Raw genomic sequence first — 22,436 nt, forward strand, 5'->3', positions numbered from 1 at the left:
CCCAACGAATCAGAACGATTATATTGGGAAAACTCTAAAACCGTGGCCATTTTTAGTTGACCACTACAGTCATACCTATCTCGAAAGCCTTTTAACGAGTTTGCTGAACAACCTATTATATCCGCCAAGCTTTTAATCGCTCTTGTCTGGTTCCCAAAACCCAATCGATTAAGATGACCAAATTTTGCCAAATAAAGCGCCGATATTAACAGGTCTGTTCTATTAACTTCTGACGTGGGCATAGGGGTACGCAAAGTGTCTTTCTTAGGAGTGAATATTTCTGACTCATTTCCTTGTAGTTGGATATTGAAGAAAGGTTCTATCAATTGCCAACTGCGTAAAAACAGTTCAGATGTATCAGCCACACCATTTCCCAATGACAATAGTGGTTCCATCACTTCTGATTTGAATTCGGATCTTGTGAGAACAAAATCAAAGTTTATCTTTTCATCATTCGCCGATATTTCTTGGAGTTTATCCTTCACAACATCAAGTTCAGAACAAACATTCGCGTTAGTGAATGGTGAGACAAAATAAATAGAAGATGTTTGATCGGGGAAATAGCGCTTCGCAATTAGTGCTGATCTAACTAACTTTTTATAGACCCTCATTGCCGTTGTTAATTTATCACCATAATTCAACCCACCAAGGTGAAAAGCTACATCTATGAAATATAGTCGGTTGTCGTAGAATGAAAGTCCTAGTACATCAACCTCTGCTTGACGCAATAGTTGCTCGTAGCTATTTTTGCCAAAAGCTTCCGGCCAAAGCTCATGAGCCGTATCAAAAAGTTCCGTTATCTCATCAGACTTAGGCAACCATTCAGGCGATGCTTTCCAGTTTAACTCAGCAAACTCACAACCACGGACATGTCGTAGCCATGAGCGCAAAAGAGATTCTGCTATTTCAATCTTCACAATACAGGCTTCCTCTTGATCGCCTTGTTTAGTTGGTATCCCCAAAAAAGAAGTATAGCAATGCTTAATTGGCAGAACTGCTCCCAAGCACGTATCAGATAGAAATACGCAGACAAAGTTGCTTTTGTTCCTGAGGAACACTAGAAACCCCAATAGGCCACTTCTAAGTCTTGATTATGGACTGTTGACATCCCCCATTCGAAGAGTACTCTTGTAATAGGGCGTCCGCCTTACTTGCGTATGAGTAAAAACAGACATTTCAATAAATGATTATCTATTAATGAATTAATTTTAATGACCTTTGGCTGATTAATATCGACTCAAAAGGTTTAAACGTGCGCCCGGAGTCGATCTAAAAGTCGGAGCATTAATCATGTTAGATAAGCAACTCGTACATGCCTTTCATCAATCATTAAAAAATTACTTACCGGATCTTAAATTAGGTCAATCCAGAGAAGTGGTTGCATCTTTTTATGGATTTAAATCTGCGGCTAGCTTAATTAAGGCTGGTTTCGTGCTATCTGAGTATGACCTTGATAGCATACAAGCAGATTTTTATGACGATGAATTTAACCAACACAATGAAACACGATTATTATTCACCAACGAAAAAAACGTTCGACATCGCCTTAGAAGGCTATCTAAAGCTGTACTAGCAGATGCAAGATTAGAAGAGCAAGTCCTTCTACATATACGTAATAACCTGTTTCTAAAGAACTGTAAGTTCTACAGTTGGAATGAGATCGAACCATGGATGGTAGATAGTTTAGGTGAGAAACTAGTTGAAAAATTGAGCCATGAAGGTAGCGCGTCCGCTGCGTATTCATATGCTGTTCATCACTTCGATGGGATTGAAATAGACGACAATGCAGGCCCGCACGAGGACTACTGGTATAAAAGGTACATTTCTGGCGAGGTTTTGGAAGGGGGCGCACTCCGCTTTGCAAAAGAATACGAAGAAAAACTATCTGTTCAATCCGAGTATCTATCACTACTAAAAAGAGCGGCAGAGTTAGGCAGTAAAGAAGCAATGATGCAACTCGCTGAAAACACTGATGACGTAGAGGTAATTCGAGAGTTGGCGAAACAAGGTTACTATCCAGCAATTGAGTTTGCTTATGAAGCCTATAGTGACACTCAATATGAGGAATTGCTTGCATTTAGTGGAAATACAGAAGCTATTCTTAACCTCATGGAAAAATACGAACATTCCTCAAAAGAAATTGAACAATATAAACTCGTTTTTTTGAACGAGCTAGCCAACCTTTATGGTTATTACCCGACCCAATCGATTGCTGATAATGATGAAGATTATGGGCCAGTATTCATCCTTTATGCAGGCATATCGCTTCCTAAAGTAAGCAAAGAATTGGAGCTGAAAGCGAAGGCAGAAGCTCAAAAGGTTTTCAACCAACATAACTACTAGTTAATAGTAAAAGCAGCTTTCGAACTTTGTACGGGGGCTGCTTTATCCCCTAATGCAGCACATTCGAAATATAAACATTTAGGTTACAGACTCTAAGGCGCTTCTGTCCCGGAGCTAGCCGGAACAGGTTCGTACTAGAGATCTAATTAAATGGTCAACTTCAGCATGCCACTACAACCACTACAACGATATTCAACTTATCTTTTCGAACAACTTTGCCAGATGTTCTTGGAGAAGGCTATAAACTATCAACGAGAGCAATATTGACACTGAAACTTAACTAGTAGATTGATACATAAGAGGTTTCAGTCTTTCTCCATCTAGAGTAACTTGATCCGAATATATCATTAACTGAGAATAACCATGAAGGCCTCTCCATCGGAAATGTAAAGGAACCCTATAAATTTCCCGATCATTGACGAGCATAACAATATTACTCTGCTCATCATCCTCTAGAAGCAATATGGGCTGATAGTTTATGGCTTGCGAAAAAGATGAATAGCAACTTGATTCTCTTAAAGCATATGGAAAAATCCAGATGTTGAGGGATGCATGAAGGCTAGTGTTTAAAGGTTTTGGCAGGGGAATATTAAAATCGCTAATATAGACGACCATATTTTTAGGGAATGCAATGCCATGGTGCACTTGTACTCTTGGTATGCGAGTTTTTAAACGCCAAGTGTCTATGATTAGTCTGCAAGCATCCCTTATAAGATTGCGAACTAGAACAAATAAAAAGACGATAAAATAAACACTTAGCGCAAATAGGATAAACTCAAAGAAAGTTATGTCACTTTCTTCATTATATAGTTCTGGCGGTATTCGAGCTGCGTAAGTAGCCGATACCAACAATTTTCCCAGAATCATTCCTTAGTTCACCCTCAATGCATTTAGACAAGTGTAATTCTAGTTGATAATGCAGGTAGGGTTACAGGATACAATAAAGAGTTAAACACAACAGCAAGCTGAGTTGCTTTATCCCAAGTTAAGACTTAATCCGCACCACCAGTTTTAAATACCAAGTTAAGTATGTCTAAGTCTAAGGCACTTCTGTCCCTAAGTGACCCATCACTAAAACCTAAAAACTTACTTTCAATGCATAAATATTTGCTGCGACACATAAGATATATTTGGGCAAATCACGACTGATTGAAAACGCGAATTTGTTCGACGACACTGATAATGGGGCAGAAGTGCTTCAGAGTGATTTTTGCAACAGGCTCTTGCAAAATTGGGGTTGGAGTTTGTCCAACAGCTTGTTGGCCAAATCAATCTTATGATGGTTTTCCAGTACCTAAACTTGTTTTGGGGCACTTTAGAGTTAGAAGAGCCAACTTTCTCTCGCCAATTCAACCTAATTTGTTGTGAACTATTAGTAAAAAGAGCCAGCACAGCTAGTTCTGGCTCAGCATTGGAGATCAAGTTACTTTGATAAGTGGCCTTTTCTCATTTTGAGGATTTACTAGGCTTTAACCCTGGTGTATTTCCTGGCGTTTTTTTATTGTCACGTCGACGTTGATCTGGCTTTCCTGTCGATTTAGCGATTGGTTTTGGACCTGGTTTCAAACTCATTATTATATCCACTCTATTATTGAGGTTATTCCTCATTCACGATCTGTGGGCAGTATTGAGACCTTTCAAGGCATGAGCAAAAAACAAATAAAAAGAATGTGAGTTCAATCGCTGAAATACGTTTCGTGGCACTTTTGAGTTAGAAAGTACCACGGGTAAAAATTCAGCCTATGAAGGTTCTGAATAGAAGCGAGTAGGGTACTAAGGGCGAAGTCTATCCTACGGGTTAATGTGACTTACACCCAATACACAGTCTTGAATGCCCGTATAAAGAGCAAAGAATTACGGAATATATAAATACTGCTTATTACACGAAAATGACTGAGTCTACTTAACAACGATTTTTTCCTTCATTTCAATGATTCCGTACTGAATCATATCACTCCATGTTAGTTGTTTGCATATCGTCCAATCACGGAAACAAGGCTCTACAGAGAGAACCCATATCACTGCAACTAAACAAGAAAATAAGCTAACCATTATTATGCCCATGATGAAACTATAATAAGCGGGATATACACGAGCACCTTCCGGTAGTGGTTTGAATTCTGGCGTGATCCTTCCTATTCCAATCTTGACATGCAAAGGTTTGATTTGTGTATAGGTCGGCTTATCTTTCTTATTATTATTTTTCCAATGCGATATGTTGGGTGGTGAGACCCCACACAGGTCTGCGATATCCTTTTGCTTGAGCCCCATTTGGATTGCTAAATCATAGATATTGTCGAAATTTTCTACCTTTCGATTATCGTAAGCGGGGTCTCTTAACCACATTCTCCAAAACATATTAACCCTTAAGTTGTTGATAGATAACGGAATAAGTAGTTGTTAGCATCACTTAAGTATAATTAAGTATTCAAACTATGACAATGTAACTAGTTTTATCAAGCAACTCAAATATGAACCACTCAGGTTAGGTAGGAAAAAATGAAATTAAGTTATGACGAAGAGATACCAAAGCATGTTGTAGATTTATTGGTTTATGTATTTCTAGAGCAGCAGGAAGAGAAAGAGCCTATCGCTATCTTAAATGAATTGAATACTTGTTGGGACCAAAAAAATTGGGGCTTAATTGAGGGGCGTGGTCAAACACAGGAAGAAGCTTTCGACAATGCCAAACAAAAAATCTCAAATCGATTCGGCGAGAGATTGAATGAAGTTACTTGGACGGGTAGTTGTAATATGCATGATTACGATGAACGAATTCGATTGCCCTATTACACTAAGTTTCATTATTTATCGCATAAGTACAAGGTAACGATAGTATTAACACAAGCTGAATTTAATCAGCTAAATGGATGCTTTATGAGTTTAGGTAGTATTAAAGCGGTTAAATACAGCGATAAGAAGTCTCGTTATCCGCATCCTGCAACAATAGAACTTTATGCAAACAAGATTATTCAACGTGATGATGAGTCAATATTTGTCGATTTGATTCGTTCGGTTGAATCTGTATCTCCTACAACGGAACAAAGATTGACTGGTCTTCAGAAACTACCATTTGATTTGCTCTGCGACATTGATCAAGTAGGCTTTGGTGGGGACAACATAGATAATCGTATTTTGGCTTATCTAGAAGACCTTGACCCATCGATTATTAATGAAATGCGATAAAAGGAGATACGTGCGCAAAACTTTCCGAGTAAAAGTGGTACAAGGTAGTACTACTCACAGCCCTATCATAGCTAAATATAGGCATAAGATGCAGTGAGTAGTACTTGTCGAACTGACTGTTCTGGCGCAATAGCGTTTTATAGTAGCCACACTAAGACGATTTTATCTCGTATCTAATTGGAAAAAGGAAAGTCTCATCGATCTATAGGATTAATTACAAGTCGTATTTCCGTAGTCATCTGAATAGCATGTAGTACCGTCTGAGAATGTCGTATTCCCATAATCATCCGAATAAGACGAAGTCCCATCACTATATGTAGTATTTCCGTAATCGTCCGAATACGATGATGAACCATTACTAAATGTTGTATTCCCATAATCATCTGAGTACGAAGAAGATCCATCACTGTACGTAGTGTTACCATAATCATCGCTATACGCAGAAAGGCCATTGGTGCATGTGGTATTACCGTAATCATCACTATAGCAAGTCGCGGCATTAACATGTGCCGCACCTGATATAAGGGCTAGAATAAGAAGTCTTTGCATGATTTTGCTCTTGTAGTGACTAATTGTATAAAGTGTAGTAAGGGTATTTTAGCTTAATTGAGTCGCTTTCGTCTCTAAGCGGACAGTAACATATATGCGCTATCTGGTTGAAAAACCTAGCTCTGTCACCAAAGTTAATTCGCCACAACGTTTGTCTAACATACATATAGTATCGACTGTATCGACTGTATCGCAGCTATCTAAATTATTTCAATATGTCTAAGCTACCACATAGTTCTTCAACTTTTGTATACGCTTCTGCGCCGCTATATAAGTTCTGAGAGTAGTGTGTTGTAGGCTTCTTGTATAACTCGTAAAAATAGGACTTACCTTTTAAGCAAACCTTTTCACCAAGAAAAATTGCTTCTTCACTATAACCAATATATCCAATGTATCCGACGTAGCCTCCAACGTATGACTGTCCTGTGAGTTTGAGAACCATCCCATCTTTAAATGTTAAGATCTCATTAGATTCACCTTCAATATTGTATGACGTTAGTTCAGAAGCTGCGGCACTTCCGAGCATTGATAGAGCAAGTGACGTTGCAAGAGCTAATTTTACGGGCAATGACATAGGTTGTTACTTGGTAAACAGGGGAGGGAGGAGTTTTACTCAAAAATTACTAGCTCCTTTTGATTGAGATCATGATGACTTCATTCAACTCGCTTTTGTTTAGAAATGACTTAGACAGTTTTTCTAATAGTTGAATGTGGTTAGAAATACGCCTAAGATTTTAATCAAGAAAAACTACTGTATAAGTCCACCTTTCGTCCACCCTTAATCCACCCAAGCAAGATTGGGATAAAGTGGGGAAGGGGAAAGTTGATTATTTTCAGTGTATTGCGCGAGATTTACGACGTTTATGAGGGCTCAAAAACGGTGAAACCCCGATGTTGGTAGCATCGGGGTTTCGAATTTCTAGATTTTTCGACTGGTAAGATCGATTATCTTTTCTATGCAGAAGGCTTGGATTTATCCAATCTTATTCCTTGGTAGGGAATTAGATACGGATGAAGTCCATGTGCTCAACTTTAGGCTTGAACGCGTGACGTTGAACGTCTTGCGGTTTAACCTTAACTTCTGCGCCGTCAATCACTAGAGTGATTGTTTCGTAGAATTCAGGCTTATCCATTTGGTTGATCACGTCAGCGTGAACAAGTTCGATAGCTACAGCTGCTGCTTCGCCACCGTAGATTACAGCTGGGAATTTACCAGCGTGACGTAGGCGGCGGCTCGCACCTTTACCTAGTTCAGTACGTACTACTGCTTCAAATTTCATAGTTTTACTCTCAAATTAGTAAAAATTAACTTCACACCTCAATGCGACCTTGAGTATGTGGCAATGCTTAAGCATAAACGAGATCATGCTTAAGCGAGCGCGGATACTAACATCACATAATTAATTGAGCAAGTAAGATCCTTTTTGATCGCTAATTTAGAGGACTAAAAAATTTGTTTGTCGATAAAGTGTTCGTTTATGTCGATGATGTTTGGTCTGTCTTTCAAATGTCGGGCTATTTGGAAAATAGAATTCACCCTCTTTGGTTAAAGGTAGAATTAGACAGTAATAGTTACCAACTTACTCAATAACCGGTATCGAGGTTCTAACGAGTCTGAGAAACCTTTAGGATTAGAGAGGCTCTTAAGCCACCCATAGAGCTTTTGCGGAGTGTTAGACTACCTCGATAACTGTGAGCCATCTCATTCACAATATTAAGCCCAAGTCCTGTTCCTGGTGTGGTTTCGTCAAGACGAATACCTCGCTTCGTTACCTGTTCGAGTTTTTCTTCAGGGATACCTTGTCCGTCATCCTCTACAATTAATTCAACATTGCCGTCAGTAAGCTCCTTGGCGTGCACTCGAATAATACTACGCGCCCATTTATAGCTGTTCTCGAGCAGGTTTCCGAGCATTTCATCGAGGTCGGTTTTTTCAACTGCGACATCAAGTTCTAAATCCAGTTCGTTGACCATGGTTACGTTGTTGTCGGCATAGACTTTGTCAAACGCCATCGCAATTGCCTCGACACGTTCACAGGGCGACGACTTAACCGAAAGGATGTTCATTGCGCCTGCCATACGTGCACGGCCAAGGTGATAATCTATTTGGCTTTGAATTTGATGGATAGGTTCCTGTAAGAGTTTCTTCTCATCATCGGGAAGCCTCTCTATTTCATTTTTGAGAACCGATAGTGGTGTTTTTAAGGCGTGAGAAAGGTTGCCTGCGTGGTTACGAGCTCGCTCTAACAATTCTTGATAATGGAAGAGTAAGGCATTGAGATCGGACACTAATGGCGACACTTCTTTTGGGTAATTATCGCTTAAGCCTTGTTGTTCCCCCTTTCTTAGTAATGCTAACTCTCGTTGCATCTTATTCAGAGGAAGTAGAGACCAACTGACTTGAATACCAATCAACAATAAAACACCAACGAACAATAGCAGTAATATAAGCCACACTTGCCCTGTGAGCTGATTGAGTGTCGATTCTAATGAGTTGTCATTCATACCTATAGTTATAGTGACAGGGTCACTTATTTCGGGGAGGTAGATATCTTGCTCAATATAGATCAGCTTCTCCTCTTTAGGCCCTTTGACTGACGTATGTATCGGTGACCGTTTTATAGTGAGGTCTTTGTCCCATAGCGAGCGAGAACGAATGATTTGATCTTGGGTTGAGGCGCGCCAATAGATACCGCTGTAAGGTTGGTTTAATCTGGGGTCTGAAAGGCGCTCAGCCATTATCAGCGCTCCATGATTATTGGTTTCGATATTGGCTGTTAGCTCATCCATGGTTAAGCCAAGCTGTTGTTTCATGTCATCGACGAGGTAGTCGTTAACCAGTTTTGGTATACCGATACCTGCTGCTAATATCATAGCACCTAGCCAAAAAGCCGCAGCAAGGAGCAAGCGGCTTTTTAGGCTGGTGTTTTTAAGTGTTTTTCTTTTTAAATTCATTCATTACCAGCCAGTTTATACTCATCAGCAGTACGATGATCTGAATAGGCTGTCCACTTATATTGAGAGGGTTACTCGGCATTTAATTGGTAACCAAGCCCACGAACCGTTTTGATGATCTTCGGTGCGATTTTTTTACGAATACGACCAATAAACACTTCGACAGTGTTTGAGTCACGGTCGAAGTCTTGCTTGTAAATATGTTCAATGAGCTCAGTACGAGATATGACTTTGTTCTGATTATGCATGAAGTAAGCAACAACTTTATATTCTAATGCTGTCAGGCTTACAGCTTGCCCTTGCCAAAGTACTTTAGAGCTGCGAGTGTCTAAGCTTAAGTCACCAATCTGAAGGATAGGTGATGCACTACCAGATGCTCGACGTAGTTGAGTTCGAATCCGAGCGATTAGCTCAACCATTTCGAAAGGCTTAGTGATGTAATCGTCGGCCCCTGCGTTTAATCCTTCTACACGCTGAGTTAGGGTGTCACGAGCGCTCAAGATAATAACTGGTGTATTGATGTTTTCATCTCGAATGCCTTTTAATATTGTTAGCCCATCAAGCTTTGGTAAACCTAAATCAAGAACGATCGCGTCCCATGCTTCTGATGTTGCTCGGTAAAGTGCATCGATCCCATCTCGAGAAAGTTCTGGAACCCAGTCGGCTTCCTCGAGTGTTTCAATAATCTGTTGTCCCAAACGCGGCTCGTCTTCAACGACTAAAATTTTCATGACGGGTTCTTCTTCTTATTTTTAGGCTAAATCTTGCTGATATCGCTGGTTAACTTTTCAGCGCCTACTAGTGATGGTCCTTTTTGATAGCTTCTTTAAAGTTGCGACCTTTTATCATCAGCATCTCTAATGTTTCAGCATTGTATTCAACTTTGATAATGTTGTTTTGAAAATTGATTTTCAGCTCATAGACCCAGACGTCATCGTCTTCTTCTAGCTCTACTTTTATAATTCTGCCGTGCAGATCATTTTCGACCGCTGCGTACATTTCTGAGAAAGGACGAATATACCCTGCTCGTACAGCGTCATAGACTTCATCTTGATCTTCTTCAAATTCGATACGAGTTCCTGCTTTATGGACATCTTGTACAAGGTCATGGCCGTTATGAGCTGAATCAGCCCATACGCCAACAGAAACCAGTAAGCCTAAGCTTAAAGAAAACAAAGAAATCATAGTTTTATTAAACATAGCGAATCCTTGGGAAGGTTGATAGCCTGCAGTATAAAAAAGTTATTCTGAATAGAAAATGAACCAGATTCATTCTGAGATTTAGGCTCTTGGAAAGTGATACGCTAGCGATGTTGGAGTTCATCTTCGAATATCTTGTCCCTCATTTTCCAAAAGCGCCCAACTTTGCGTGCAATTACGAATTGAGGAGGGCGGAATCTATGTTGGTGAGCGACCACTTTTGTAGGTGAGGACTCTTCAAATGACCTGTGTCTGTCGGCAAGGTGGGGGCGAACAAACTGATCCTTAAAATTTTGCTTTTGCTTCTTGGTGGTTAATGACCAAAATTCATGTACTTGTGCCTGGTTTTCGCCGCGGTAGGTGACTTTAAGTTGTGATTTGCCTTTGTCGTCTTTAAGCACGTTGAGATCCATTTCCAGACACTCAAACACCAAGGCATCTTTTAGGTTGAGTGCTTCTTTAAGCTTTTTGTCTGGGTCAACCAGAGTTGCATCGCACTCATGACAAATTCGCGCGGCAATGTCGTTGTCCGCACCACACTCACCACAATATTTCGCTCGGAAGCGATAGTTACAGTGTTCGCGTTCGCCCGTGTCTTCATCGGTAAAGTAGCCTTGGCATTTACGACCAAAATGTTCGAGTAACAAGCCATTACTGTCTAGTTTGCCCCAGAAATTGTTGTTGAAGCCACAAGCAGGGCAGGGAATAGTAATGATCTCACTGTCTGAATCGGGTTTAGGATCGCCGACTTCTGGTTGGTAAAGGTCATAGCTGTTGCCCGCGTAATCGAGCACCAAACACTCTTTCTTGCCTGGAGATAAACGTAAGCCACGGCCTACGATTTGTTGGTATAAGCTGATGGACTCTGTGGGGCGCAATATGGCTATTAAATCGACATGCGGTGCATCAAAACCTGTTGTCAAAACTGACACGTTGACCAAGAATTTTATTCTACGTTCTTTGAAGTCATTGATGATTTGGTCGCGTTCTAACGTAGGTGTGTCACCAATGACAAGCGATGCTTCACCTTCCGGCAGTAAACCGAGGATCTCTTGCGCGTGTCGAACGGTGGCGGCAAATACCATGATGCCGAGTTTGTCTTGGGCTAAGAGAATGATCTGGTCGACAATCTGCGGTGTAGCGCGTTTTGATTGTTCGATCACCATGTCTAACTCGGCTTCTTTGTAGCGACCCGTGCTTGCTGGCTTTAATTGCGAGAAGTCGTAACTCAATACTGGCGCATCTATCATGCGGGCAGGGGTTAAGAATCCTTCATCAAGTAGGTAACGAATGGGCAGCTCAAAGATACAGTCTCGAAAGAAACGTGGCTCGTCTGAACGCACTTGACCGCGGGTGTGATATTGATAAATCCATCCCATACCAAGACGATAAGGGGTCGCTGTTAATCCAAGCACCTTAATTCCCGAATTATTTTCACGTAAGTGAGTGATTACTTTCTGGTAGCTACTATTCTTTTCGTCAGGCACACGGTGGCATTCATCGATAACTAAAAGTGAAAATTGATTGGAGAATGAATCGAGGTTACGGACCACGGATTGAACCGATGCGAATACCACTTGTTGGTCGGTCTCTTTGCGGCCTAAACCAGCAGAAAAAATTGAGCCTTTTAACCCATAACCTTCATATTTTTCATGATTTTGCTCTACCAGTTCTTTAACGTGAGCTAGCACTAGCACACGTCCCTTCGCAAGCCTTGCTAATTCAGCAATCACAAGGCTTTTGCCTGCCCCGGTTGGCAGTACCAAAACCGCTGGAGTTTGGTGTTTTCTGAAGTAATGAATCACTGATTTTACGGAGTCAGCTTGGTACGGGCGGAGTGTATACATATCGCATCTTGTAAAATGAAAAACAAATAGTGTGAAATAGCTCAACTAATTGAGCAAAGGTGACTATAATACCTGACTTAGATTAGTTGAGGTATTCATGCGTTTAGATAAATTTCTGTGCGATGCATTAGGCGTCACTCGAAGAGAAGCAACACACTTATTAAAATCCAAGGCAGTGACAGTAAATAATGTCATTCAAAAAAGCGGCTCACTTAAGGTAACTGAAGAGTGCGTGGTAGAATGGCAAGGCAATGAACTGCATGTTCACGGTCCACGTTATATCATGCTGTATAAGCCAGAAGGCTTTGTCTGTTCGCATGAAGATGGCGCAAATCGCATCGCGTTTGAATTGCTTGATGAAATCAAAATGGACAAGCTACACTTTGCTGGTCGTCTAGATGTTGATACTACGGGTCTTGTGTTGATTACTGATGATGGAAAGTGGTCTCACCGTATTACTTCGCCAAAGCACAAGTGCGAAAAGACGTACCGTGTGTGGTTGGTTGAACCTGTTGAAGACGATTACGTTGAAAAATTCAAAGAGGGCATCCAGCTTAAGAGCGAAGATGGCCTAACACTTCCTGCACATCTTGATGTTCGTGCAGAACGTGAAGTGCTGTTAACGATTCACGAAGGCAAATACCACCAAGTTAAACGCATGTTTGCTGCACTTGGTAACAAGGTAGAAGCACTGCACCGTGAACGTATTGGCGAAATTGAGATGGACGAATCTTTAGAGCTAGGTGAATACCGTTACCTAACGCAAGAAGAAGTCGATTCTATCTGGAAGTAGTCTTTTCTGTCGTAAGATGTAGCCGACCAAGGATAGCGTCGGCTGATGATGTTGACTGGTACTAGGAAAGTTTCAGCCATTATTCCTATTTGTTATTGTTATGCCCATATTCGTGTATTGTTGTGCGAATGTTCCTGCTCACATAAACCTCGTACTTAGTCGGAGAGTTATGCAAACATCTACCCAACAGACCCTAAATTCACAACCACAAACTCCTCAGTTAGGTTGGATGCTATTTTTGGTTCTGGGTGCGATTGGTGCGCTGACACCACTCGCCATCGATATGTACCTGCCCGCAATGCCAACGATCGCCAAAGATCTCGGCGTAACAGCGGGTGAAGTACAAATCACACTCACAGCTTACACCGCAGGTTTTGCGTTAGGTCAGTTGTTACATGGTCCATTAGCCGACAGTTATGGTCGAAAGCCAGTTCTACTGATTGGTGTTTTCTTCTTTGCGATTGCGTCTGTTGTGAGTGCCACTACTCATGGTATTGAAGCGTTAACGTTAGTTCGTACTGCTCAAGGTTTTGCAGGGGCGGCGGCGGCGGTTATTATCCAAGCCGTTGTGCGTGATATGTTTGACCGTGAAGATTTCGCAAGAACGATGTCGTTCGTTACCTTGGTGATGACGGTTGCGCCACTTATCGCACCTATGATTGGTGGTTACTTGGCATTGTGGTTCGGCTGGCGTTCAATCTTTTGGGTCTTGGCTATTTTTGCGGTGATTGTGATTCTCGCGGTAATAATCAAAATCCCTGAGACACTGTCTGTTGATAATCGCCAGCCACTGCGCTTTAAAACGACGATTCGTAATTATGCTCGTTTATGTAAAAACCCGACCGCTATGGGCCTGATTTTCTCGGGTGCGTTCTCGTTCTCTGGGATGTTTGCATTCTTAACCGCGGGTTCTTTTGTCTACATTGATATTTATGGCGTACGCCCTGACCTGTTCGGTTATCTGTTTGGCCTGAACATTGTTGCGATGATTCTAATGACGACAATCAATGGTCGAATCGTTAAAAAGGTCGGTTCTCATACCATGCTAAGAACAGCGTTGGTCATTCAATTACTGGCTGGCGTGGGTTTACTGGCCGGTTGGGCATTGGATCTCGGGCTTTGGGGTATTGTGCCGTTTGTGATGCTGTTTATCGGTACTATTTCTACAATTGGCAGTAACTCCATGGGTCTATTGCTAAGTGGTTATCCAAACATGGCAGGCACGGCTTCATCGCTTGCGGGAACATTAAGATTTGGTACTGGTTCTGTCGTTGGAGCGATCGTTGCGATGCTACCAAGTGACAGTGCTGGGTCTATGGCTATGGTAATGGCTGCGTGTGCAGTAATGTCAGCATTACTATATTGGACATTAGGAAAGAAGGCATAATGTCAAAATACTATATTGAAATTCAGAAGTTAGTGAATGATGCGCTAGGTGAGTTATACGCTCTGCATAAGTCAGGTAAAGCGATTGACGCACCTATTGCAAACAACCTTTACCTTGTTCGTTGGGTAACCAAAGCGATTAAGGCTCAATCTTACGATCGCGTGATTGTGCCGGACTTAGTTCGCTGGCAAAAGCAGGGGCGCTCAAAGGGTAACAACTCTGATTTAACCTTTACCTTCAAACGTATCTCTGCTTTCTACGGTCAGTTTTTCCCTAAAGGCGAGGAGCCGAAAGCGCTAAAAGACAGCGATGTTGAAGCGTTTATGGACAAGATGTACGAGATGGGTTGGAGCGTATCAAGCGAAGACGAGCTAACCACTGGTGGAAAAATCCAGTTCTTTACCGATGGTGAGCACTCATTTGCCTTGTGTGGCAAACAGTGTGACGACTCTTTCGACGGCGAGTTAATGGTTAAGCCAATGAACTGGTTTGTTCGCGGAAACCACGCTGAGTTTATTCAAGCGGCGATGGAAGCGGGTTTTATGCTTCACAAAGTGACGGACTACAAGTCTGCGGTGAAGTACCACGGTGAATATATCGTTTATCCTGCAAACCAAGGCAATCAATTGGCTGAGATTCCAATTAGCTTTATTGGCTAGTAGCGGATTCGGGATACGAAGAGCGGAATTATCCGCTCTTTTTTTGCCTCTCATAGCGCGTGTCGCAAATTTGCTGTTTAGTCTTTTCGCATCCCGTCCCCCGAATCTCGCACCTGCTTTTAATCTCTTCGCATCCCGTCATCCGAATCTCGCATCTGCTCTTGTGCTTGCTCCTCAATCGCCTTCACCATGCCTTTAAAAATAAACAGGTGAGCTGGCATCATCGCAAACCAATACAGTAATCCTAGAAAGCCCTTTGGATGCCACCAAGCCGAGATGTTCAGCTCGCGAGAATCACCGTGGTCAGAAACGGTAATCTCGAGTCGCCCTAAACCTGGGCCCTTCATTCCGAAAAGCAGAGATAAGAACTGATTCTCTTCGCAACGGATCACTTTCCACGAATCGATTTTGTCACCCACTTTTAAGTTTGGGCCTTCAGGCATTTGTCGAACGGGTATACCGCCACCGAACAGAACATCTAACCATTCGCGTGTGCGCCATAGAGCATTAGCAAAGAAGTAACCCTGCTTAGGGCTGCCTATTTGCTGTGCGACATACCATAGTGATTCTAATGATGCAGTTGAATTGATACTTGCACCGGTTTTCTTGGGGTAGTAGCCATACCCAGCTTGCCATCGTTTGAACGCGGTTTTATCGAAGCCCCAGACATTACTTTTAACGAAATTTCCTTCAGCGTGAATGGCTTGTTCAACCATGCTTTCGAAGGAGATAAGTTTCTGAGGGTACATTTCTCTTATGGTCGTCGAACTAGCAATAAAGTCATGCTTTAAACCTGCAAGAAGTGCTCTGCCTATATTTGAAGGGACAGAAGTTACCACGCCTAACCAATAGGAGGCGATTTTAGGTGTTAGCAGGGATGTAGCCCAAAGCCTCAGTGGTCGATCGGCCGTTTTGGCAATATGTGCAAACTGGTTGCGGTAAGAGACAATGTCTGGACCGCCCACCTCAAAGATTTGATTATCACTTGGTGTGTATTGTGCGAGTTTGAGTAGGTAATGATTAAGGTTCTTTAAGGCGATAGGGTTGGCTTTCGAGTCGACCCATTTTGGCGCAATCATGATTGGTAGGTTGTAAACGAAGTCTCGCATGATCTCGAATGCCGCAGAGCCTGGGCCTATGATGACGCCTGCTTGAAGCTCGGTAATCGGAACTGGCCCTTTACGAAGCAACTCACCGGTTTTCTTTCTCGCTTGAAGGTGTTCTGAATCACCGGTTTGAGGCTGAAGAGAGCTGAGATAGATAACGTGTTGATTCTTCGGCCCAAGCGCTGCAATAAAGTTACGCGCCAAGCTGAGTTCGTAATCAATGAAGTCGTGGCCTTCCGCCATCCCGTGGACAAGGAAGAAGATAAGGTCAAAGTCGGGAACCAAAGCTTGTGTTGCCGTTTGGTCTGCCAGATCGAGATATTTGAGTGACAAATTCTCATGAGGCTCAGTTCGCGCTTTTAAGTAGTCGATATGTCTTGCTGCTGCAGTGACTTGGTAGCCTTGTTCAAGCAGGAGAGGGAGGAGTTGTGAACCAACATATCCAGAAGCGCCTAAAACCAGTACTTTCTTCATTGTTACTCCATTTATCTCTGTGGTTAAAAACCGAACATTGATATAATAGCGCGATATTTATCTTTATTCATCAATACGTTCCGTTTAGGTATCTCTATGTTGCTCTCTTCCATTCTTCATCACACTCGCGGTGATTTTGTTCGTAGGCTTATTGCGATTGCTTTGCCTATCACTTTGCAGAGCATTATGTTTTCAAGCCGAGGGTTAGTGGATGTGTTGATGTTGGGGCAGCTTGGAGAAGCAGACATTGCCGCAGTCGGTGTCGCAAGCCGTGCTATGTTCGTGACCACCATTATGTTGGTGGGTGTGACCACGGGTGGCGCATTGTTGACAGCACAATATTGGGGAGCGGGCGACAAACAAGGTGTGAGAGAAAGCACGGCACTAACGTGGTTGGTCTCGACGTTGTTTGCGTTACTGACTATTGTTTTCTTTGTCTCTTTCCCTGCGCAAATCATGGGCGTGACCACAGACTCTCAAGAAGTCATTAATTTGGGTATGGAATACATCGTTATCACCTCATTTAGCATGTTGGCGGTATCGTGTGTTAGCAGCATGGCTGTTGGCTTGAGAGCGATGCATAAGCCGGGGCTCAGTACTTTCTTTAGTGGTATTGGTATCCTTTCTAATGTGTTCTTAAACTGGGTGCTGATCTTCGGTAATTTGGGCTTTCCTGCTCTTGGAATTAAAGGCGCTGCGATTGCGACGGTAATGAGTGGGGCTATTGAGGTGGCGACCTTGTTTGGTTACCTTTATTTATCTAAGCATTTATTAGCCTTTAAATTCTGCGATATAAAAGCGGCAGCGACTGTTGAGAAAGTGGTTCGTTTCTTGAAATTATCGTTACCGACGACGTTTAATTTCTTAGCTTGGGCTGGTGGTCTTTTTGTTTATCACGCAATCATGGGACAATCGGGCGTTCAAGGCTTGGCTGCACTGTCAGTCATGACGCCGGTTGAGTCTATCTCATTGAGCCTATTGATTGGCATGTCGAATGCGGCTGCGGTTTTGGTCGGCAATCAACTTGGTGCTAAGCACAATGAAGCGGTTTACTATCAAGCTTTGGGCTTAACGATTTTGTGTTTCTTGACCAGTATTGCTGTTGCGATTTTTCTCTACTTTATGCAAACACCAATACTGAATTCGTTTAGCGCTTTGACTGAGGAAACCAGAGCTCTTTCGGAAAAATTTATTCTGATTCTAAGCGTAGGGATTGTGCTTCGCTCAATTCCGATGACGGTCATTGTAGGGGTACTGAGAGCTGGAGGGGATGTTAAGTTTTGTCTCTATCAAGACTTGATTGCTCAGTGGGTTATCGGTATTCCATTGGCAGCGATCGCTGCAATTTATCTGAAGTTCACGCCTGAGTGGGTGTATTTGCTGTTCTTAACTGAAGAGGTGATTAAATGGGGCGGTTCGCTCTATCGGATAAAAACAAGGAAATGGATTAAAAATTTAATAGAAAATTGAAGTAGAGCGCATCTATCACATCACTTTATTATTGGCGTGTGATCTATCTTTCAAAATACTTCCTCCTAACAGGGAATTAGTGTAGATTCTTCTTCCCAATTCTAACTAATGTGAGCGGTTTAATGTTAAAGCTGTCAGACCTATGTAAAGGCTATGTCGATGGGGGGGAGTTTCACCCTGTTTTGCAAGGTGCAGAGTTAACGTTAAACCAAGGTGATCAGCTAGCTTTAATGGGAGAAAGCGGTTCTGGTAAAAGTACTTTACTGAATCTTATTGCGGGTTTAGACCTTGCCGATTCTGGTGAAATCGCTTTCCCTAACTTCAATATGCATGATTCGACTGAGCGCAATCGTACTGCATATCGCAGAAATAATATCGGTCACATCTTTCAGCAATTTAATTTACTTCCAACGCTTAACATAGCCGATAACATCCGCTTTTGCCGACAACTAAAGGGCTTACCTGAAGATAAAGGTTTGTGGCGACAAATCCTATCCGCTCTCGATTTAATGCCTTTACTTGGACGTTACCCAGAAGAGGCGTCTGGTGGTCAACAACAGCGTGCAGCGATTGCACGAGCTTTGTATATGGAACCAAAGATTCTATTGGCTGATGAGCCAACGGGTAGTTTGGATGAGCGCAATGCAGAAGCGGTAATGCGTTTACTGACTTCGTTGACTCGTCAATTAGAATGTACACTGTTGCTTGTCACTCACAGTGAAAAAGTGGCGCTACACATGGATGGTCGAATCCGTCTGCAAGGAGGGCAATTACATGTTATGGCCCGTAGTTAAAGCGCTACTTGGTCACTATCGACGTTACCCTCTTCAGATTATCTTGGTATGGCTTGGTTTAACCCTTGGCGTCTCACTACTGGTTGGTGTTACAGCCATCAACCAACATGCCAAACAAAGCTATACACATGGCGAACGACTGTTTTCAAATCCTCTTCCTTACCGTATTCGACCAAAACACAACGCCAATAAAATTCCACAAGGTTTTTATATTCAGCTTCGCCGTGATGGATTTCAGCAGTGCTCTCCTTTTGACTATCATCGTATCACCGATGAAAACGGGGCAAACTTTATGCTGACTGGTTTAGACCCTGTGTCTATGCTCCAACTTCAGCCTGGTACTGCCTTAAAAGACCTCACGACTTTAAACTTAATGAAGCCACCATACCCAATTCTTGTTAGCCATGATCTTGCTGAGTATATGGAGTGGATAAATGGGGACTATATCCACCTTATAGATGGCTCTGAGTTAGGGCCAATCGTCGTTGACCAAAATAACCAGATCAACGGCACTCGTCTCATTGCGGATATTTCTTTGCTTAGAATGCTCAAACGCAGTTCAGGGCTTTCGGTGATTGCGTGCTCAGACATGCCAACGGAGAAGTTTGAACGACTCAAAAATATATTACCGAATGGATTAACTATTTCTCGTAGTTCGAAGGCGGAACTTGAGTCTCTGACCAGTGCTTTTCACATGAACCTGACCGCGATGGGTATGCTGTCTTTTGTGGTAGGTTTATTTATCTTCTACCAAGCGATGTCGCTCTCTTTTATTCAGCGTCAACCGTTAGTCGGTATTCTAAGACAAACCGGTGTTTCAGGGTGGCAGTTAACAAAAGCACTTTGTTTAGAGTTGTTGCTTTTGGTTCTACTGAGCTGGATATGCGGCAATATATTTGGCGTAATGCTAGCTAACCAACTGTTGCCCGCTGTTTCTTCAAGTTTGGGCGACCTTTATGATGCTAATGTTGGTTTAACGTTAAGCTGGAGTTGGCGTTGGAGTGGCTATAGCTTATTAATGGCATTGCTTGGTGCATTTTTAGCTTGCGCTTGGCCGTTGGTTCGTTTGCTTAAGTCTCAACCTATTCGTTTGACCTCGCGGCTTTCATTGATGCGTTTTGCTGGTACTGAGTTTACTTGGCAGGCTTTGATTGGCTGTGGTTTCTGTGTCGCAGCTGTTGCTGTATATCAAGCTCCCCAGACCCAAGAATCCGGCTTTGCTATTATCGCTCTGATGCTGGTTAGTGTCGCTCTGTTTACACCTTTCTTGATGTGGAAGCTATTCAATGGTCTCTCTTATTCTTTACGTTGGGTTCGTGCTCGTTGGTTCTTCGCTGACGCTGCCTCAAGCATGAGCTATCGTGGTGTTGCGACCATGGCTTTTATGTTGGCATTAACGGCAAATATTGGTGTTGAGACCATGGTTGGTAGCTTTAGGGATACCACTGACAAATGGTTAACACAGCGTTTGGCGGCGGACTTATATATCTACCCAACCAACAATGCTGCTGCTCGTATGAGTAGTTGGTTGTCAGAACAACCTGAAGTAGACTCTGTGTGGTGGCGTTGGGAGAAAGATCTCGCTTCACCTGTCGGTAGTATTCAAATGGTGAGTACAGGTTCCTCTGAGGGGGAACTGGAAGCTCTGACGATTAAGTTAGGTATTCCAAATTATTGGTATCATTTACACCACTCTAGAGGCGTGTTGATCAGCGAGTCGATGTCTTTAAAGTTGGGTATTCGTCCTGGGGACTACATTGACCTTTATGACAGCCTAGGTTCCGGTTGGCAGGTTGTTGGTGTGTATTACGATTATGGCAATCCTTACCATCAGGTGATGATGTCACATCGAAACTGGTTGTATGGATTTGCAGGCAGAGGCAATGTAGGGCTTGGCGTTATATTAGAAGATGATGTGAACTCTGTAGGGTTACGTAGCCGGCTAGAGAGTATATTTCGATTAGGATCTGAACGTATTTTCGACAATAACAATATCCACAGCCAAGCCATGCGTGTGTTTGATAGAACGTTCGCGATTGCCGACACATTAGGTAACATCACTTTAGTTATTGCGGTTTTCGGGATTTTCTTTGCTACTGTCGCAGGGGAGGTGTCGCGTCAAAGACACATTTCTTTACAACGGTGTTTAGGTGTATCTGCAAAAGAACTGATTTTAACTGGTAGCTTACAGTTGTTTGTATTTGGACTCATTTCCTCTTTGATAGCCGTTCCGCTTGGTTTGGCTTTAGCGAGTTTGATTGTTGATATTGTTATTAAGCAATCTTTTGGTTGGTCACTCGAGTTGCAAGTGATTCCATGGGATTATTTGGTGACATTTGCGTGGGCAATGGCTGCATTAATGCTTGCTGGAGCTTTACCTGTTATGAGAATGATTCGGAACACGCCGATGAAATCACTTAGGGATGCGCTTTAATATGTCTCAACGGAATCGTACTACTAAACTAAGACACCGAGTTGTCTCTTCTCTTTTATTAGTCAGTTTTTTTGGTGCTCTTATCGGTATTTGGGCCTATTATTCATATTTCGCTGATGCTGGTGAAAAGGGAGTCAATGAAGTCAATTCGGTGCTGGTCAGTGAGCATTTCAATGTATTTGAACCAGTGCTGCCAGATAGAGACGTTTCTTTACCGCGAGATTTCTCATTTCATCCAGACTTCCAACACGAATGGTGGCACTACTTTGCGTCGTTAATAGGGGAAGATGGTAAAAAATACTCGGTTCAATGGAGTTTCTTTCGTATCGCAACTGATGAACGCGAGGCTTCGGGGTGGCAAAGTCCACAGATCTATATTTCAAATGTAGTGATCTCTTCTGAATCTAAAGTCTGGAAGGAGCAGCGTTTGGCGCGTGGTGGTATTGGTCAAGCTGGAATGACCAATCGCCCGTTTAGAATTTGGATTGATAACTGGAACTGGCGTTCGCTGGGGAACACACCATTTCCTAGTCGTCTTCAAGTCAAAACGGATACATTTAGTCTTGAATTGGATACCGTGGCAAAAGGGCCATATGTGTTCAATGATGAGCATGGGTATCAGAAAAAACACGACTTACTGCCTGTCGCGTCATACAACTTCAGTGCGCCCTTTTTATCATTGAATGGTGTGTTGAACCTAGATGGTATTACCAAGGAAGTTAAAGGTACTGCATGGGTACATAAAGAGTGGGGTAGTGGCTTGCTGGGCGTCGGGCAACAAGGCTGGGACTGGTTTGTTTTCAACCTCGATGATGGTACAGCTCTGAGTATTAGCCGCTATCGCCATAACCAACAGTTACCTTATGTGTTTGGAACATTAGCCACTCGTTCAGGCAAAGTCTACCAATTAACGGATTCTGATATTTCTATTAAGCCTTTGCAGAACACGACGTTATTGAATGGCAGAAGAATGCCATTACAGTGGATAATCAACGTGCCACAGTACGATATCAACCTTACGACACGTATCCAACGCAGAGATATGTGGTTGCCTTTTGTTATACCTTATTGGGAAGGACCAATTATGGCGAGTGGCAGCCATGAAGCGAAAGGCTTTATGCAATTAACCGGTTACTAGAAAAACACCTAAGGCTATCATTTGATAGCCTTTTTTTATGTGAATCATTTCCGTCCGGATTAAAAAAATTGTGAATACAGCTTCGTTTATCTCATCTATAC

18 protein-coding genes are annotated in these 22,436 nt (G+C 42.5%); 9 read left to right on the forward strand and 9 right to left on the reverse strand.

The genetic code is table 11. The annotated features are described in order from the left end of the window. A partial coding sequence (locus WR49_RS15250; RefSeq protein WP_231574716.1) for a hypothetical protein occupies positions 1-917 on the reverse strand: 917 nt, incomplete at its 3' end. Between the two features lie 373 nt (positions 918-1,290). On the opposite strand from WR49_RS15250, the gene WR49_RS15255 reads away from it, so the two are divergent. Further along, positions 1,291-2,343, forward strand: coding sequence for a hypothetical protein (locus WR49_RS15255; RefSeq protein ID WP_046224582.1), 1,053 nt, complete (start codon positions 1,291-1,293; stop codon positions 2,341-2,343). A 1,899-nt stretch (positions 2,344-4,242) separates the two neighbouring features. On the opposite strand, the gene WR49_RS15270 is transcribed toward WR49_RS15255, so the two are convergent. After that, positions 4,243-4,701, reverse strand: coding sequence for a helix-turn-helix domain-containing protein (locus tag WR49_RS15270; protein ID WP_108176353.1), 459 nt, complete (start codon positions 4,699-4,701; stop codon positions 4,243-4,245). 141 nt (positions 4,702-4,842) lie between these two features. Between WR49_RS15270 and WR49_RS15275 the strand changes: the two genes are divergently transcribed. Then, positions 4,843-5,529, forward strand: coding sequence for a hypothetical protein (locus WR49_RS15275; RefSeq protein WP_046224586.1), 687 nt, complete (start codon positions 4,843-4,845; stop codon positions 5,527-5,529). 754 nt (positions 5,530-6,283) lie between these two features. On the opposite strand, the gene WR49_RS15285 is transcribed toward WR49_RS15275, so the two are convergent. From WR49_RS15285 to WR49_RS15310, 6 genes are all read right to left on the reverse strand, one after another. After that, positions 6,284-6,652: a hypothetical protein gene (locus WR49_RS15285; RefSeq protein WP_046224588.1), complete on the reverse strand. Its 369-nt coding sequence runs from the start codon at positions 6,650-6,652 to the stop codon at positions 6,284-6,286. 427 nt (positions 6,653-7,079) lie between these two features. Beyond that, entirely contained in the window at positions 7,080-7,358 is a 279-nt protein-coding gene (gene rplY / locus WR49_RS15290) for a 50S ribosomal protein L25 (protein ID WP_009847093.1), read from the reverse strand. Between the two features lie 325 nt (positions 7,359-7,683). Next, entirely contained in the window at positions 7,684-9,033 is a 1,350-nt protein-coding gene (locus WR49_RS15295) for an ATP-binding protein (protein WP_046224589.1), read from the reverse strand. A gap of 71 nt (positions 9,034-9,104) precedes the next feature. After that, positions 9,105-9,764, reverse strand: coding sequence for a response regulator transcription factor (locus WR49_RS15300; protein WP_017057576.1), 660 nt, complete (start codon positions 9,762-9,764; stop codon positions 9,105-9,107). A gap of 67 nt (positions 9,765-9,831) precedes the next feature. Then, positions 9,832-10,233, reverse strand: coding sequence for a PepSY domain-containing protein (locus WR49_RS15305; protein WP_046224590.1), 402 nt, complete (start codon positions 10,231-10,233; stop codon positions 9,832-9,834). Positions 10,234-10,337: 104 nt separating this feature from the next. Beyond that, the gene (locus WR49_RS15310) at positions 10,338-12,080 is read right to left on the reverse strand and encodes a DEAD/DEAH box helicase (RefSeq protein WP_046224591.1); all 1,743 of its coding nucleotides are present in this window, start codon (positions 12,078-12,080) and stop codon (positions 10,338-10,340) included. A gap of 97 nt (positions 12,081-12,177) precedes the next feature. On the opposite strand from WR49_RS15310, the gene rsuA reads away from it, so the two are divergent. From rsuA to WR49_RS15325, 3 genes are all read left to right on the forward strand, one after another. After that, the gene (gene rsuA / locus WR49_RS15315) at positions 12,178-12,873 is read left to right on the forward strand and encodes a 16S rRNA pseudouridine(516) synthase RsuA (RefSeq protein ID WP_046224592.1); all 696 of its coding nucleotides are present in this window, start codon (positions 12,178-12,180) and stop codon (positions 12,871-12,873) included. Between the two features lie 169 nt (positions 12,874-13,042). Next, a complete protein-coding gene (locus WR49_RS15320; protein WP_046224593.1) occupies positions 13,043-14,260 on the forward strand; it encodes a Bcr/CflA family multidrug efflux MFS transporter in 1,218 nt (405 codons plus the stop codon). Then, positions 14,260-14,919 carry a DUF2913 family protein gene (locus tag WR49_RS15325; protein ID WP_046224594.1) on the forward strand — a complete coding sequence of 220 codons (660 nt, stop codon included), beginning with the start codon at positions 14,260-14,262 and terminating at the stop codon, positions 14,917-14,919. The genes WR49_RS15320 and WR49_RS15325 overlap by 1 nt, the downstream gene beginning before the upstream one ends. 119 nt (positions 14,920-15,038) lie before the next feature. Here WR49_RS15325 and WR49_RS15330 read toward each other — a convergent pair whose 3' ends face one another. Further along, positions 15,039-16,499 carry a DUF2867 domain-containing protein gene (locus WR49_RS15330; RefSeq protein ID WP_046224595.1) on the reverse strand — a complete coding sequence of 487 codons (1,461 nt, stop codon included), beginning with the start codon at positions 16,497-16,499 and terminating at the stop codon, positions 15,039-15,041. A gap of 96 nt (positions 16,500-16,595) precedes the next feature. Between WR49_RS15330 and WR49_RS15335 the strand changes: the two genes are divergently transcribed. The 4 genes from WR49_RS15335 to WR49_RS15350 all read left to right on the forward strand — a co-directional run bounded on the left by WR49_RS15335 (position 16,596) and on the right by WR49_RS15350 (position 22,335). Further along, positions 16,596-17,969 carry an MATE family efflux transporter gene (locus tag WR49_RS15335; protein ID WP_046224596.1) on the forward strand — a complete coding sequence of 458 codons (1,374 nt, stop codon included), beginning with the start codon at positions 16,596-16,598 and terminating at the stop codon, positions 17,967-17,969. 122 nt (positions 17,970-18,091) lie between these two features. Next, positions 18,092-18,763, forward strand: a complete 672-nt coding sequence (locus tag WR49_RS15340; RefSeq protein WP_017057568.1) for an ABC transporter ATP-binding protein — start codon at positions 18,092-18,094, stop codon at positions 18,761-18,763. Beyond that, positions 18,744-21,197, forward strand: coding sequence for an ABC transporter permease (locus tag WR49_RS15345; protein WP_046224597.1), 2,454 nt, complete (start codon positions 18,744-18,746; stop codon positions 21,195-21,197). The genes WR49_RS15340 and WR49_RS15345 overlap by 20 nt, the downstream gene beginning before the upstream one ends. Continuing rightward, positions 21,187-22,335, forward strand: a complete 1,149-nt coding sequence (locus WR49_RS15350) for a lipocalin-like domain-containing protein (RefSeq protein WP_017057566.1) — start codon at positions 21,187-21,189, stop codon at positions 22,333-22,335. Before WR49_RS15345 ends, WR49_RS15350 begins: the two co-directional genes overlap by 11 nt. Positions 22,336-22,436: the final 101 nt, after the last annotated feature.

Origin of the sequence: Vibrio sp. ECSMB14106 (genome assembly GCF_000972265.1) — a bacterium.
Classification (GTDB): domain Bacteria; phylum Pseudomonadota; class Gammaproteobacteria; order Enterobacterales; family Vibrionaceae; genus Vibrio; species Vibrio kanaloae.